Raw genomic sequence first — 15,970 nt, 5'->3', positions numbered from 1 at the left:
CAAATAATAAATATTATTTGGTTTTTAATTACAGTATGTAAAATATTATCTAATTATGCCAAAATTTAAGTGTTGGCATTCTAGAATAATAAGTTTTTCCTTTATTAGATGTATATCTGTAGTAGTGATATTGGTATATTTTATTTACTTCCATCGACCTACAAATATCTTCATTAAAATCCGTACCTATATGCTTTGAAAAGTCTTCACATGTAACCATTTTAAAATTATTTGTTGGTTTTACACGAGGATAAGCATTTCCAAAATAATTAGTCATAAATGATAATTTTTTACCACATGTATCACCGCTATTCTCCTTTGCAACTTTTGTCGCTAAACCATCTGCAGGAAACTCTTTTCCATCAACCTGATGATAAACTGCACATACTCTATAGCCAGATTCAGCATATGCATTTGTTAATCCAAACCCACCAATAACCGTCAAAAAACTCAGAAGTTTGAGTAAATTATTTTTAAAAAATTTCATAAATCAACTCGAATAAATTGTGAATTAGTTCACAAAAACAATCGTACTATATCTTTTATAATGATTCAGACATTTTTACAGAATATTAGCATTTCATATTGTCTTAACTATTCTCAATCCATATATCTCATAACTTCAATTTTTTAGAACTTATACATAAATTACATAATTTTTAATTTATGAAACATATTTACTGCACAGATTCGCCTTAAAGCGCAGTAATGTGTTGCACTTAAATATATAAAAATGAAAAGGTTCAAATAATGACGAATAAATTTAATATACATGCTCAAAAACAAGAATTTCCTGGCAGTGATGCTCAACTTCAACCACAAGCAGAGTTTATTTCAGAAGACTATTTAGGCAGCCGTAAATTGGTAGGTAAAGTTGCTCTTATTACAGGTGGAGACAGTGGTATTGGTCGCGCTGCAGCTTTGCATTTTGTCAAAGAAGGAGCTGAGGTTGCAATTACTTATATAAAAGACTGTGAAATGGAAAAAATAGATGCTGAATGGGTTAAAAGTTGGGTTGAAAATCAGGGAGGCACATGTCGGATTTACCCAGTAGATTTACGTTATAGTGAAGAATGTCAGAATTTAGTACAACAAGTTCTAAAAGACTTTTCAAAAATAAATATTCTTGTAAATAATGCAGGTACTCAATTTATTAATGAAGATCTAGCAACATTAGAAGATGAAAAATGGTTAGATACTTTTGCAGTGAATGTTCATTCTATGTTTTATTTAAGTAAAGCTGTATTACCTCACTTACATGAAGGCGATACTATCATTAACACCTCATCTGTAAACGGCTACCTTGCACCTGGCAATCTTATTGATTACTCAACCACAAAAGGTGCACAAATTATCTTTACACGTGCATTGTCCAATCAGATTATGAATCGTGGTATACGAGTGAATGCGGTTGCTCCAGGCCCAGTTTGGACCCCACTTCAACCTGCAACCTTAGGACAAACAGATCCTCAATTGGTTGAAAACTATGGTGGTGGTGCACCAATGGGACGTTGTGCGCAACCGAGCGAAATGGGGCCAATTTTTGTGTTTTTAGCAAGTAGCGATTCGTCTTACATCACTGGCCAAACCATTCATGCAAATGGTGGGATGATGGTTGGTGGTTAAAAATTTCTGTTTATATTAAAAATTATAATCATTTAGATAGCTTCTGGTCTATTCTATTTTGGGAGTAGACCAAAATTTAAAAATAATTGATTTCACACATTGTAATACAGTCATATGCATCTGTTTCATTTCTACATAAAATCTATAATTTGTGTTTAAAAGTTTTATTTACTTCTTTATTATCTTATAACACTCACTAGATTATTTTTCTTCTGGGCAAATATCACTATACTCATAAAAATTTAAATAGCGCAGTCCTCTATAAAAAGAAAACCCATCTATTGATGGGTTTTCCAACAAATACATTCTCTAGGCTTTAAGTTTCTCTTCTAAATTTGCAAGACGTTTCCGTTGATAAGCCATTTCTAGAATTATACACTCATCATAACGCACCATGTAAATCTCTCCTGCTTCTTTTGCTTCAACTGCTTTTATTTCAGGTGAGATTTGATTCCCTTCTTTATCGTAGGTTGCTGGCATATATTCAACCGCTTGAACTGCATTCCATTTTTCATAGGTTAGTAGTCCATAATCATTAAAATTAAGCCCAGCATGCTCAAACACTTCTTTGATACGCTGAGCAATTACACCAAAATGGAATTGAGCAATTTCACCTTTTTCTTGTACTTCGCTATTTAGCTTATACATTTGAAAGTTAACTTTAGACCATGCTTCTAGAACATTATCGGGAATATCTTGTATTTCTGTTTTATGATTTTCATCAGAAACCACTGTAACTGCATTTTGCATATACAGATTGTTTACTGTATTCGATGATGATCCGATATTATAAGTTGCTGATTTATCAAACTCTAAATTCGTATTAATGAGATCTCCTTGGAAGTAAACCTTATGCCATGATTGAACAGAAATAGTTCCACCTCCGAAATTGCTTCCGCCTACAGTATTTTTTACAGTACGTTCATACCTTGCGTATTCATTGCCCTCTTGCGGAATAACAAGAACTTGAGTTCGTATTGTTAAATCAGTTGTGTTAGAAAAAATCTCTAACCTCCAACTCTTTATTGTATTTGTTAATTGATCTGAAGGTATATTTAAACAAGTATTTAAACTTACTGTAAAAATATATGAACCAAGTGCATTAAATTCATTTAGATCTATACTTCTTGAAATATTCATTGTTTTATTATTCATTTTAATTCTCCTAATGTATTTACTATATAATTATCATATATATTATTGCTTCCATCAGATATAAATAATGTCGTACCCGTAGTTGAGCTTGTAGACACCAAATTTACGTTTCCATATTGAATTGTTCCTGTAGCATATTCACAGGTTACATTATTCAAAACAATCATATTTTCTAGAGTACTGAGACTATAGTTTATCTCTATAGGTCCCGATACATTTACATTATTCATTACAGGACACAAGCCGTAGCTTTGTTTATAACTTGAAATATTACAATCAGTTAACTGTATCTGAGAGGCATTTGCTGAATTATTAATGCTACCGAAGCTACATTTATTTGCTTTTAGCAAGGCACTTGCATTACCTCCATTTATAGATACACTTAAAGCATTAGGAAACTCTAAATTATCAATATTTAATTGTGTATATTGACCTAAGACTATTCCATCAGCATAGGTTGGTACATAGCCAGCTCCTCTAGACCAATATACATACCCTCCACCATTACCTGTAAATTTCTCAGAGCCATATACATAATTTTCAATACCGTCCTGTGCAAATCGACTCACACCATATTCACCTAAAGCAATTACGGTTTTTGTACCTAACTGGCCAATTCCATCAGAACTATCACATTCGAAATGTATATTTTCAATCCAAATTGGTGAGGAGTCCCCTGTTACAATAATATCGGCTACAGCATTATAATTATCTTCTATATGAAAGTTTAAGAAACGTAGAAAGTTACAATTGTCCCATCCATCACCAATATCAGATTTCATCACGTGTAAGGGTGCATATGTTTGATAATCTAATGTGGTTAATTTTTTTGTTTTATATTCACCATAAACAGGTGACATTCGACCACATTGAAAAATTTCAAACTTTTCTAAAAATGAATCGTAATATCCATCACACAATAACCCTGCACCATTAAAACAGTTAATAACAACATCACTTACAAATGCACGATTCCCCCTAAATAACACAATCCCATGACAGTTTGGTCGATCACCATTTGTATCTGAGTTATAACCATAGAGTGTAAATCCTTTTAAATTTACTCTAGTCCAATAGCCCTGATGATAAAAAATCTTTGCATTTCCACTACATTGTTCCAATACATCATATGGTGCTGTATGAATTGCTCCATAATTTACCCAAGTCAAATCGTCTGGAGTGCCTCGTCCTTTCCCTCCCGCAAACTCAATTGTTGTCGCATCTCTCCCTTGACCTTCAATAATTAAAGGCGGGTAAGCTAAAAAAGTATTATTTGTACTATTGTATATCCCTAAATCTGGATACTTTTCATTTAAGTACATTCCTAGTGCTGCTGCACCCCAAATAGGCCTTTTAATTTTAATCACACCGGAAGGGAAAATCATTTTAGGCGAATAACCCTTAATAAACATATTCAGTTGCGCTAATTCAATTGCATCATTCCAATCATTCAATTGATCAAAATAATATTGAATCGGCTGTGCACTTTTAAAGTCATAAGTATTGTAAGTTTCATCTTTTACCCATAATGACTTCGAAACTGAATAATCATATTTCCCATCGTTATTGACATAAACGGATCTTAAATCCCATTTATCTAGTTTTTCTAATTCATTACTACTTTCAACAATCGTAATACTCTTTTGATTGAATATACTTTGAGATGTTGCATCAGTAATATTAGTCACTATAGATTCAGTTGTGACTGTAGTATTTTCTTCGGAGGTTTCATTGTTTGTTGTCATTGTTTTATTCCTTATCATTTTATAAATAGAGCATTTACTTACTGCTCTATATTGAAATTATCATTATGATTAGAAAACTAATATTTATTCATGTTGTGTCATTCATCCAACATTAAAAAAACCGCCATATAGGCGGTTTAGTATTAATTATGCCAAAACACTAAGCTCGGATTGGAAACCCCATGTGGGTATCCATATTTTGAGCTATATTTATATATTTTATTCACTTCCATTGATTTACATAAATCTGCTTTATCTAAACCAATGACTTCTGAAAAAGCTTCACATTGTTGCATCACAAATTTATACTTTGATTTATCGCCTGCGTAAGCCAAACCATAGTTTTGTTGCATGAATGCTATTTTTTTACCACAAGTATTGTCTTTATTTTCTTTCGCAACTTTAACAACAAGTCCTCGTCCTAAACCTCTCACTAAATTAGTTTCAGGATTGATAAAAATTGTATCGTTCGTCACCACGCATACTCTATAACCAGATTCTGCATGTAGTGTGGTAAAACCAAATAAAGAAATAACCGTCATAAAAATTGAATAAAAAAATGTTTTTCTTAATTTTTTCAATTAAATACTCCATATTTGAAAAATAACATTTTATAAATTAATTATGCCAAAATTTAACCCCAGCATCTGTATATTGTGTTTTGACTGTATATTTATAGATTTTATTGACTTGCATCGATTTACAAACATCGCCTGTTGCTCGAATAGAACCCTGTGAAAAGTCTTCACATGTCATTAACCGCGTATTAAATGTTGCCTGTTGGCCAGGATATGCGTTTCCATAATAACTACGCATAAAATTGACCTTTTTACCGCAAGTATCGTCCTTATTTTCTTTTGCAACCTTTACCACTAATCCAGTACGCATATCGCTTTGGTTTAAGACAGAACAAACTCGATAGCCAGGTTCTGCATAAATAAGTGTTGTTCCAGATAATAATAAAATAGATAAAAAAATTCTGTTAAACATAACTAAAACTCAAAATTATTAAAATGTGACACATGTCACAAATTAAATAATAATATAAAATTTATTTACATTTTATCTTTTTTGTATATTTATTATTAATCTATAAGTACCACCTACAACGTAGGTGGTCTAATTTTAATTATGCCAAAATGTTACCGTTGGATTCTTTACAGCTGGATTCCGATCATAAATCGTATTGTATTTATAAATTTTGTTCACTTGCATAGATCTACAAATGTCACCTGATATTCCCATATGATTAGAAAAATCTTCACATGTTATCATTTTCATAGACTGGTCTGCTTTCTCGCCTTTATAAGCATTTGCATAGTAGTTGGTCATAAAACTTACTTTTTTACCACAAGTGTCTCCACCATTTCCTTTGGAAACTTTGGTAACTAAACCCTTGGTAAGCTGTCCAGAACCAGGAACATATGCAAATGCGCCACATACACGATACCCTGATTCAGCATGCACTGTTGTAAAACCAGAGAAGATAACCGTCATTGATAATAAAAACTTACTAAAACTAATCAAAATATAAACTCCATCACAATTATATAAATTTATGTGAAAAAATGAGTGTAGAATTTACAATACTTTAATTAAGAATAGTTATATTTTCTATATATTAATAAAAAAGAGACTTCAAGGAAGTCTCTTTTATCTAAAGCAATTTAGGATAAATCGATACCTTCATCATTGGGTACTTTTTCAAATTGTTTAAATGAGCTATTTGGTGCAATGTTTAAATTTAAGTTATTTGGTGGAATAGGTGATTGAAACCATTTTTTATATAGTTTTGCCATTTCACCTGAAATCCACATTTTATGAATAACATGATCTACCATGGATTTTAATTGAGGATTATTTTTAGCAATCATTATCCCATATGGTTCTTTTGATAATACTGGACCTATCATTTTATAATCTTGTGGATGTCCTGATTTTGCAATTAAACCAGCCAAAGTATTATCGTCCATAACCAATGCAGAAGCTCTACCTGAAGAAAGTAAAGCAAATGCTTCATTATTATCAGAACCAAAAATATTCTTAACATCAATTAAATCATTTCGTTTTAAAGTTCGAATATATTTATCTGAAGTTGTACCTTTTGTTGTTACAATTGCTTTGCCATTGAGGTCAGTGATTTTTGTATAGTTCGTATTACTCTTTACAGCCATACGCACTTCAGTTACAAAATAGCTAGTAGAGAAATCTACTACATCCTGTCGTTGTTTTGTGTTGGTTGTTGTTCCGCACTCTAAATCGATTTTTCCAGTAATTACATCTGGAATACGTGTCATTGGATGAACTAACTCATATTTCACCTGCAAATCAGGTTTATTTAGTGTTTTTTTAATATCACTAACGACCTGATTACAAATATCTAATGCGTAACCCACAGGTTTATCATTCACTGTATAAGAAATAGGATCGGCTGCATCTCTATAACCAATAGTAATTTTTCCTGATGTTTTAATTCGATCTAATGTACTTTCGGCATGTGTTTGAGCTGCATATAAAGATGTTAATATTACCGTCATCAATAGTATTTTCTTCATTTCTTTCCCCGTCAGAAACAAAATAGTCTTAAAATATATCCGCCCAAAATTCATTCAAAAGTAGCGGAAAATCAATATACTATAATTAAAAAATAAAAATAATAATTAAATACTGTTATTAGACTAATGAATTAGATGAAAAATAATAAATATATATAAAAGTAATATTATGGTGCGAAAAATAATATAAAGCACAAAAATAATTCAACAAATGCACTATAATAATTAAGGGCCTCATAAAGAGACCCTTAATATTAAAGATGATTCAGTATAAAATAATTACGCACGCTCTAAATAATCGCCAGTGCGCGTATCTACACGAATTTTTTCTTCTTGTTGAACAAATAATGGAACACGTACAACCGCACCTGTTTCTAGTTTGGCTGGCTTGCCACCCGTTCCAGCAGTATCACCTTTTACACCTGGATCTGTTTCTACAATTTGTAAAACAACAAAATTAGGTGCATTCACAGTTAAAGGAACACCGTTAAATAGCATAATTGTACATTTTTCATTTGAGTCGTCTTTCAACCACTTAGTCGCATCACCCATTGCTGTTTTATCTGCAGCAATTTGCTCAAATGATGCTGGATCCATGAAGTGCCACATTTCACCATCGTTATACAAGTATTCCATTTCAACTTCTACAATATCTGCAGACTCTAATGATTCATTAGATTTGAAAGTTTTTTCTAATACTTTACCTGTTTTTAAATTACGCAGTTTAACGCGGTTAAAAGCCTGACCTTTACCAGGTTTTACGTATTCATTCTCCATAATTGAACATGGATTACCATCAAGCATGACTTTTAAGCCTTGCTTGAACTCATTTGTAGAATAATTGGCCATGGCTGGCACACTCCAAACTTACTAATTTAAATCGATTAATGCTAGACTAGCATTTTTTTCAGCAAGTGGCATGATAAACTATTTGTACCAAGAGCAAAACTGGAAAACTCAACTAAGTGATCTAATTACAGATCCAGAAGAGCTCCTTGATATATTAAACCTATCAAAAGATCAATTATTGTCAGGTTCATTACTTGCGTCAAAGGCATTTAAATTACGTGTGCCTCGTCATTTCGTAGAAAAAATAAAAAAAGAAGACCCACTTGATCCTCTACTTTTACAAATTCTACCGCATCATTTAGAGCTCGAAGAACACGATGGATATGTTGTCGACCCTCTTGGAGAAGAAGAAGCAAATCAATTGCCTGGTGTGCTACATAAGTATAAATCAAGATTCCTATTAACCATTACTGGTGCATGTGCAGTTCATTGTAGATACTGTTTTAGAAGGCACTTTCCATACCAAGAAAATTTACCAAAGAGCCAAGATTGGCTAAATATAAAAACATATATTGAATCTCACCCAGAAATCAATGAGATTATCTTAAGTGGTGGCGATCCACTTACAATTTCTAACGAAAAATTATCGCTATGGATTGAACGCTTGGAAACAATTCAACAGATTAAAATATTACGTATTCACTCACGTACACCTATTGTTTTGCCTTCTAGAATTGATAACGAGTTAACAAAAATACTAAAAAAAAGTAGGATGCGCATCATTCTAGTGTTACACTCTAACCATCCCAATGAGTTAGATGACTTTACCATTGAGAAATTTAAAAGTCTTTTACATCCTAACATTATGCTTTTTAATCAAGCAGTCATGTTAAAAGGTGTGAATGACTCAGCTCAAACTTTAGTAAAGTTAAGCTATCGTCTTTTTGAGGCCCATATCACTCCTTACTATCTTCACGTATTAGATAAGGTAAAAGGCGCCCACCACTTCGATTTAGATTCCGAATATGTAGACGATATTTATACAGAAATGCTTGCAAATTTACCTGGCTATCTCGTACCGAAACTTGTAAGAGAGATTGCGGGAGAACCTAATAAAACCCCTTTATATGGGAAATCCTGAAATAAACTGGTGAGTTATGGACACGCAGAATTTATCTCCAGATTTTTTTACAATACCAAATGAGACCACTCGCGAAACTTTAAGCTTTTGTGAAACAAATGTAAAAAGTATTCAACAGTGGGCTGACCAACTTAATTCTTCTCAGCTTGGAGACTCCTCCAAAGCTTTGTTGAATGCTATTGTCGAAATATCAGAATTAGATTGTGCACCTGAATTAAGATATCAATTCATTCAAAGTCTACATTCATTGTTAGAACAAACGATCAGTTTTTTAGAAAAGAATTTTATTGGGAGCTATACACTCAATATTAATCATCAAGAAGGCGTTACCGATCTTACTCAGCTATTCAGATGCTATATCGCACGTATTTATAATCATATTGCTCATGATTTAGATAAGACATTAAATCATGCAAAATTTTCGATATTTTCTGTACTCAAACGTAAGAACTTACAACAAATACGGATTGTAAGTATTTATCTTGCATTAGAGCAGTTGAATTTATTAAGGTACCAGCAATTACTTTTATATAAAGGTGCACTCATTGGACAATGGCGTTGTGCTCATCAACTCTATAACATTGCTCAAGATAATGATTTTGATGATCAGGACATCAAGTCTAAATATCAATTCTCTTCTAGCATAAAAGCACCACAAACAATTTTAGATGTTTATAAACAAATGTGCCTACTTGATATCTTAAATACACATCAAGTACGGCCTGTCGAAATTTATGAGCTCTATCAATGCAGTTTCCAGTGGGTAAAATTCTTAAAACTGTCTTTAAAAGAAAATAATTTTTCCAGATACACCATTGATTTAAATAAAGACTTCCCACCAGTCATGAATCATTTTCAGAATGATATGGAAGATGGTGTGCTCTATTTAGAAACACAATCGCTCTATGAGCATATTAATTTAGTAAATTTACCAGGCCAAAAATCTCTTTCTAAGATAGAACAGCAAAATTTAACTTCCTCACTTGTTTTTCATACACTCAATATTCTAAATAACTCTCCAGAACGTCGCTTCGAGCGTTATAACTTCACATCTAACATTTGTATTACATTTGGACTTCAATCTGCCCATTACTATTTATCTAACGGCAAGGAGTTCGAAGATACTTTAGAAAAATTAAAAGATTTTCCTAAATCTTCAGAGTCTAGACAAACTTCTTCATGGCATTCTGAGCTTCAGTCTTCGATGTGGGATACAGATGTAAAAAAACAGCAAAAACCTCTCATTAAAACGAAAAAACTATCTGTTGAAGATGAAGGCCAAAAGCAAATTTATAGCTGTACGATTATAGATATCAGTGTAAATGGATATCGAATGAAATGGACGCAAGAAATTCCGAAACAACTGCGTACAGGAGAACTCATTCTCGTTCAAGAAAATAAACAAAGTCCTTGGCGAGCAGGTGTGATTCGCTGGTTAAAACAAGTAAAAAACCATCATATTGAATTTGGTATTGAAATCTTATCACAAGATATTACACCTTGTGCTGTTCAACTTTTTGTAAATAAAACATCTACATCTTATCATCCTGCATTACTTGTTAGAAAAGATGTACTAAATGAGGTATCCTTATCTATTATAGTTCCTGGTTCTCAAGTATTTAAAGAACAGCAAACTGTTTCTTTACGTTTGGGTAAAAAGGAAATTAAAATTTATTTAATGAATGCGAAGCTAATTAATCAAAGTTTCACACTTTTAGAATTTGATTTACTTGATGACAGTGATGAAGTTACTCTGAACACTTTTCTTGAAAAGCATGCTGAGTCTCTTAAAAAATTGGATTTATGGGATAGTCTTAAATGAGAAATTCTTTTTTACAAAATAAGCTGAAACAAACTGAAATACGATTACTCATTATTGATGACAACCAAATCCGGTATAATCAAATAACTGAGCTGCTCTCTACAAAAAAGCATCAAGTTCATGCAAGTCTTCTCGATGATTTAAACAGCTTTGAAAAACAATTAAATCTACCATGGGATATTATCTTATTTGGCCGCGCTTACGATTTAAAAGTTGAGCAAGCACTTACCTTAATTAAGGCATCAGAACAGCCTCAGCTTCCACTACTGTTGTTGAATCCTGAAGACTATCAACCTGAACAATACCTTTCTTATATTAATAAAGGTGTATATGACCTTTTTAATCTAGATTATCCTGAGCGTTTTTATATTGGACTATTACGCACTCTATCTTTTAGTCGAGCGCTACAATCACAGAAAAAATTAGAGAAAGAATTAGAACAAGTTGATGCACAAATAAAAACAAGTGCAAAAGAGAATGCAAATGCAATTGCGCTCATCCAAGAAGGTATTCATATGGAAGCTAGTGAGGAATACCTCAAGCTTTTCCATCTTGAAAGTGAAGATGAAATTATTGGACTTCCACTGTTAGATTTATTACAGCCTGAAGATGCCGTACAGTTTAAGCAAAACTTTAAAAAAGTAAGTCAACCTCAACCTGAGGTAATGAATTTCTCTATTGTTTCAAAAAATGTTTCGTTAAAAGATAAAAATTTAGACCTAAACTTTTTTCCAAACAGCGATGACGAAGGTTTGCGTCTTATTATAGACCATGGTGATTCAAAAATCTCTTCATCGACCAGTAGCGTGTATAGCTATGAATCAATTAATCATAAAATTACAACTGAAAATATTCCTTTCAATACGCTTATATTATTTAGACTCAAAATTTCATCAGAAGAGCAATCACATCTTGCTAAACTTCAGTCAAATGAAGTTGAAAACTATATTACTGCTATAAATAACTTTCTTCATGAACAGATTCAAAATACTGTTATCAAGCTTACACCTTCTATTTACATTGGCTTAGTACAAGCTAAAGACCAAACACAACTTAAATCTAAACTCATGAGTTTAGAGCATTTATCTAAAGATAATTTAATTGAAATTAATAAAAACAACTATACCGTTTCATTTCATCTAAATGTCACAGATATTACACAGCCAATTCAGTCACAAGAACATTTTAATGAATGTTATATTAATGCGTTTGCTCACCCACTCACATTTGAAGAAAAAAATGGGATCAGTTCTGAGATCAAATTTAAATCTGATGTAGAAATTTCAGCAATTAGCCAAGCTGCTTCTTCAGCATTTACAGTTGCAGAACAAATTACAGATCATATTAAAGAAGCTCTCGCAGACAATAATATCCATTTAAAATACCAACAGTTATATGATAAAACAGACGCTCAACTTTATATGTATGAAGTGCTGAACGGTATTATTCATAATAATGAGTGGGTAAACCTAATTGATCTAAAAGACTTACGTGACTCTCCTGCACTATCGATTATCTTAGATCGTTGGGTCATCGTTGAAGCATGTAAACAACTGAATAATTTTGCAGTACAGCATCCTGAAACCAAGTTAATCATTAACCTGAATACTCATATCCTTACAGGTGGCGATCAGCTTATTCCATTATTACAGAAAATTCTGGCTATGCTCAGTAGTGCGAATCAAGATTCACTCATTCTCAAATTCAGTGCATTGGAGCTGATTGAAGAAGGTTTAGAGTCACATTCTATTTGGAAAATGCTAGATGATCTAGGTATTAAAATTGCACTACGTCAGTTTGGTACAAATGTACAAGCGCATGGCAAACTACTTGAAAAATTACAACCGAGCCTATGCTATCTAGATGATCAGTTAACTGATGCACTCAACAGTGATGAAGACTTAGAAAAACTTCAGGAACACCTAGAGTACTATACCGAACTTAGTGCAGATACAGCATTTGTTCTGAATCAATTAAATAGCATGAGCACCTTTGCAAACGCTTGGAACGTAGACGCACGCTTCTTACAGGGTAATTATTTCCAAAAGAAATTAGATAGATTATTAGATAATCAAGACTAATAAAAAACGGGCTAAATAGCCCGTTTTTTTAAACTTAATTTCTAAGATATTAACGCTTGATTGAGCGAGACATACCAGAGAAACGTTGTTTGAATTTATCGATACGACCACCTGTATCAACACTTTTTTGCTTACCAGTGTAGAAAGGGTGACATGCAGAACATACGTCTAAGTAAAGTGTATCTTTACCTACAGACGATTTAGTTTCAATAACGTTACCACATGAACAAGTCGCAACTAATTTTTCGTATTTTGGGTGAATACCGGCACGCATGCTCGATTACTCCTAAGTTAAGAAAGGCTTATGCTGTCATCGCAATTGATCACTCTCTAATGTATTAGAGGAAAGCACTAAAAGTGCAGATCAACACCACAACAGACCATTCTTTTGGCCCACCGAAACTCATTTGGTTAGGGCAAGGCTCAACAAGTCTTACAATTATACCTAATTTTCTGCCAGTAAGCGAATATTATTTAAAGCTTCAATGTATTTATGCACGTGCATATTCATCTTGCTGAATCAGTTCGATTTTATAGCCATCTGGATCTTCAACAAAAGCGATAACCGTTTTACCACCCTTCATAGGTCCTGCTTCACGTACCACACGACCACCTTTTGCTTTAATTTCATCACAAGCGACATATGCATCTGCAACACCTATAGCAATATGACCATAAGCATCACCCAACGTATATTCACTCTGATCCCAGTTATAAGTAAGTTCTAAAACAGTGTGTGTATCTTCGCTTCCATAGCCTACAAAAGCCAGAGTAAAGCGGCCTTCCTCATAATCATTTTGACGAAGAACCTTCATACCCAATACTTCAGTATAGAATGCCAAAGAGCGATCTAAATTGCCTACACGTAACATGGTATGTAACATACGCATTATCATTCATCCTTTGTGTGTGATAGTAGTTTCATTGTGCGCTTTTAATAGTTTTGCTACCCATAAAACCAATATTAAAATAGGAATTCCTAACAAAGCTGTCATGAGGAAAAATTTCGGATATCCAATATGGGTGACTATTGTCCCTGAGTATCCACCTAGAATTTTTGGTGTTAAGGTCATTAATGAGCTGAATATTGCATATTGTACAGCAGTAAAAGATACACTGGTCAAACTTGACAAAAATGCAATAAAAGCAGCACCTGCCAACCCAGAAGCCAAGTTATCTATCATAATTGCAAAGTACAACCATGTAGAACTATATGACTTAATGACTTTACCCTCTAATCGTATAGATTCATGCTTATTGTTATGGATAAAATCTAATGGTTTGACATCTATATCTAATGCTGTCGTTAAATGATCTGCAACTTTATAACTTAATACATTCGTTGCTAATTCTTGATCACTCTTGCCATATATTCTCACCTGAATTTTATGATCAGTTTGAGATAACAATAATTTACTTTCTATGACTGCTGAAAAGTTACCCGATGCTTCTATTTTTGCAGGAAAACTTTTTCCCCCCACATACACAAGTACAGCATCTTTTTCACGAAGAGGTACTTCAAAAGAAGCATATTGCCCTCTGATAACGACTTCTTTTGATAGTGTATCTAAACTCAGTGTATTTTGATGGTTAAAAGGAATAAGTTCTAACTTTTTCTGGTTATCACTAGATAGAAAAGGAACCTCGGTACGCACATACTCTTGTGGTTGCGTACTATATGAACTCTGAATTAAGACCTTATTTAAATCATTAAAATCTTGAACAGGAATATCTACATGCCAGTATCCGACATCATCAGGTTGTGCTGTAAACTGCTTCTCTCCAAGAGAGATACTCACTGGACTTAAAGGCTCTCCCGACTTCACCAGTCCAATAAACATTAAATTCGTCGCACTGGCAAATACAGCTCCAATAAACATTAATTTCATAATGTTAAAACGCTGAGCCAACAGTCCTCCTAAGAACCCTCCTAACAGTGAGAAAATAACGCCATAAACTTTAACTGCCTCTGCAATTTGGGCTTTGGTAAAGTTTAAATCTTGATAAAAAACATTCGAAATAACACCTGCAATAATGTCAGAAATACGATAAAACCCAATAAGTAATAATAAAAATAGTGCAAGCTTAATCCCATATCGTTGAAAAAAGTCTTGTACAGGGCTAATCCAAATGTCTATAGCCATTTTCTTTTCAACAGCACCAAATTTGACAAGACATGTTCCAATGAATACTGCACAGAATATGGCAACAATAAAACGTATCATTTCAAATAAAAATAATAATGCGCCATCTTGAACAAGCCATACTTTTTCTAAATATTCGCTGATCTGACCAAAATAAATATAACTAATAACAAATGCTGAAACAGCAATAAAAAAAACAAATACTAATCGCAAATAATCCACAGCATGATAGTTTTTATTCTTCCGCGTTACATTTGGCTCTCGAATACATAAAGTCGTAATTACTCCCACTACCATGACACACGCCATGATTAAATAGGTATATTTCCAAGCATTATAAATATAATTTCCTTTAGATGTTCCTAACCATCCTGCTAGAAATAGTGCGCCTGCACCCGCCACAATCATACCTATACGATAACCTGCATTGTATGTAGATGCCAAGACTGTTTGCATTTGCGTATCACCTAGCTCAATACGATACGCATCAATTACAATATCTTGCGTTGCTGCTGAAAACCCCAATAAGACCGCACCCACAGCCATCTGAATTAAATAGCTATTGCCTAACGAAGGATCTGAAGATGCCATCACAACAATTGAAGCAATAATTAACAATTGTGCTATCAGCAACCATGCTCGACGGCGCCCTAAAATTTTTGTAAGTATAGGAACAGGAAGTTCATCGATTAAAGGTGCCCATACAAATTTAAATGAGTATCCAAGCGCAGCCCAACTAAAGAAAGTAACTGCACTCTTATCTACTCCTGCCTCTCCCAACCACAATGATAAGCTCGAAAAAATTAATAAAATTGGAACACCTGCCGAAAATCCCAAAAAAAGCATAATTAAAGCACGGCGATCAAGAAATGCCCGAAAGGCCTGAGCCCAGTCTTGGCTAGAAGTCTTCAT

The 15,970-nt window shown here is 33.3% G+C and carries 15 protein-coding genes; 4 read left to right on the top strand and 11 right to left on the bottom strand.

The window, feature by feature from the left end:
- Positions 1–49 precede the first annotated feature (49 nt).
- Positions 50–487, bottom strand: coding sequence for a hypothetical protein (locus I2F23_RS07260; RefSeq protein WP_195771898.1), 438 nt, complete (start codon positions 485–487; stop codon positions 50–52).
- A 263-nt stretch (positions 488–750) separates the two neighbouring features.
- Here I2F23_RS07260 and I2F23_RS07255 point away from each other — a divergent pair, with 263 nt between their 5' ends.
- On the top strand, positions 751–1,626 hold the full coding sequence (locus I2F23_RS07255) for an SDR family oxidoreductase (RefSeq protein WP_195771897.1): 876 nt from the start codon (positions 751–753) through the stop codon (positions 1,624–1,626).
- A gap of 309 nt (positions 1,627–1,935) precedes the next feature.
- Here I2F23_RS07255 and I2F23_RS07250 read toward each other — a convergent pair whose 3' ends face one another.
- The 7 genes from I2F23_RS07250 to efp form a co-directional block, all read right to left on the bottom strand.
- Complete coding sequence (locus I2F23_RS07250) at positions 1,936–2,781, bottom strand: tail fiber domain-containing protein (RefSeq protein WP_195771896.1); 846 nt, start codon at positions 2,779–2,781, stop codon at positions 1,936–1,938.
- Positions 2,778–4,526, bottom strand: a complete 1,749-nt coding sequence (locus tag I2F23_RS07245; protein ID WP_195771894.1) for a hypothetical protein — start codon at positions 4,524–4,526, stop codon at positions 2,778–2,780. Before I2F23_RS07245 ends, I2F23_RS07250 begins: the two co-directional genes overlap by 4 nt.
- Before the next feature lie 143 nt (positions 4,527–4,669).
- Positions 4,670–5,107, bottom strand: coding sequence for a hypothetical protein (locus I2F23_RS07240; protein ID WP_195771892.1), 438 nt, complete (start codon positions 5,105–5,107; stop codon positions 4,670–4,672).
- 37 nt (positions 5,108–5,144) lie between these two features.
- Entirely contained in the window at positions 5,145–5,516 is a 372-nt protein-coding gene (locus I2F23_RS07235) for a hypothetical protein (RefSeq protein ID WP_195771891.1), read from the bottom strand.
- A gap of 135 nt (positions 5,517–5,651) precedes the next feature.
- Complete coding sequence (locus tag I2F23_RS07230) at positions 5,652–6,053, bottom strand: hypothetical protein (RefSeq protein ID WP_195771889.1); 402 nt, start codon at positions 6,051–6,053, stop codon at positions 5,652–5,654.
- A 140-nt stretch (positions 6,054–6,193) separates the two neighbouring features.
- Positions 6,194–7,081 (bottom strand): amino acid ABC transporter substrate-binding protein, encoded by an 888-nt coding sequence (locus I2F23_RS07225; protein WP_195771888.1) that lies wholly within the window; start codon positions 7,079–7,081, stop codon positions 6,194–6,196.
- Positions 7,082–7,360: 279 nt separating this feature from the next.
- Entirely contained in the window at positions 7,361–7,930 is a 570-nt protein-coding gene (gene efp, locus I2F23_RS07220) for an elongation factor P (RefSeq protein ID WP_195771887.1), read from the bottom strand.
- A gap of 70 nt (positions 7,931–8,000) precedes the next feature.
- On the opposite strand from efp, the gene epmB reads away from it, so the two are divergent.
- Genes epmB through I2F23_RS07205 form a run of 3 tightly spaced genes read left to right on the top strand, consistent with a single transcriptional unit; the run spans position 8,001 to position 12,914 of the window.
- Positions 8,001–9,011, top strand: a complete 1,011-nt coding sequence (gene epmB / locus I2F23_RS07215; RefSeq protein WP_195771885.1) for an EF-P beta-lysylation protein EpmB — start codon at positions 8,001–8,003, stop codon at positions 9,009–9,011.
- A gap of 16 nt (positions 9,012–9,027) precedes the next feature.
- Complete coding sequence (locus tag I2F23_RS07210; RefSeq protein ID WP_195771884.1) at positions 9,028–10,833, top strand: GTPase; 1,806 nt, start codon at positions 9,028–9,030, stop codon at positions 10,831–10,833.
- On the top strand, positions 10,830–12,914 hold the full coding sequence (locus I2F23_RS07205) for an EAL domain-containing protein (protein ID WP_195771883.1): 2,085 nt from the start codon (positions 10,830–10,832) through the stop codon (positions 12,912–12,914). The genes I2F23_RS07210 and I2F23_RS07205 overlap by 4 nt, the downstream gene beginning before the upstream one ends.
- A gap of 49 nt (positions 12,915–12,963) precedes the next feature.
- Here the strand turns inward: I2F23_RS07205 and rpmE are convergent, their stop codons facing one another.
- From rpmE to I2F23_RS07190, 3 genes are all read right to left on the bottom strand, one after another.
- A complete protein-coding gene (rpmE, locus tag I2F23_RS07200; RefSeq protein WP_023271811.1) occupies positions 12,964–13,188 on the bottom strand; it encodes a 50S ribosomal protein L31 in 225 nt (74 codons plus the stop codon).
- Positions 13,189–13,405: 217 nt separating this feature from the next.
- Positions 13,406–13,804 carry a lactoylglutathione lyase gene (gene gloA, locus I2F23_RS07195; RefSeq protein WP_211140201.1) on the bottom strand — a complete coding sequence of 133 codons (399 nt, stop codon included), beginning with the start codon at positions 13,802–13,804 and terminating at the stop codon, positions 13,406–13,408.
- Positions 13,805–13,810: 6 nt separating this feature from the next.
- Positions 13,811–15,970, bottom strand: a complete 2,160-nt coding sequence (locus I2F23_RS07190) for an AmpG family muropeptide MFS transporter (RefSeq protein ID WP_195771882.1) — start codon at positions 15,968–15,970, stop codon at positions 13,811–13,813.

The sequence above is a fragment of the Acinetobacter pollinis genome, assembly GCF_015627175.1.
In the GTDB taxonomy this organism is placed as follows: Bacteria; Pseudomonadota; Gammaproteobacteria; order Pseudomonadales; family Moraxellaceae; genus Acinetobacter; species Acinetobacter pollinis.
This window is presented reverse-complemented; position numbering and strand designations above follow the sequence as displayed.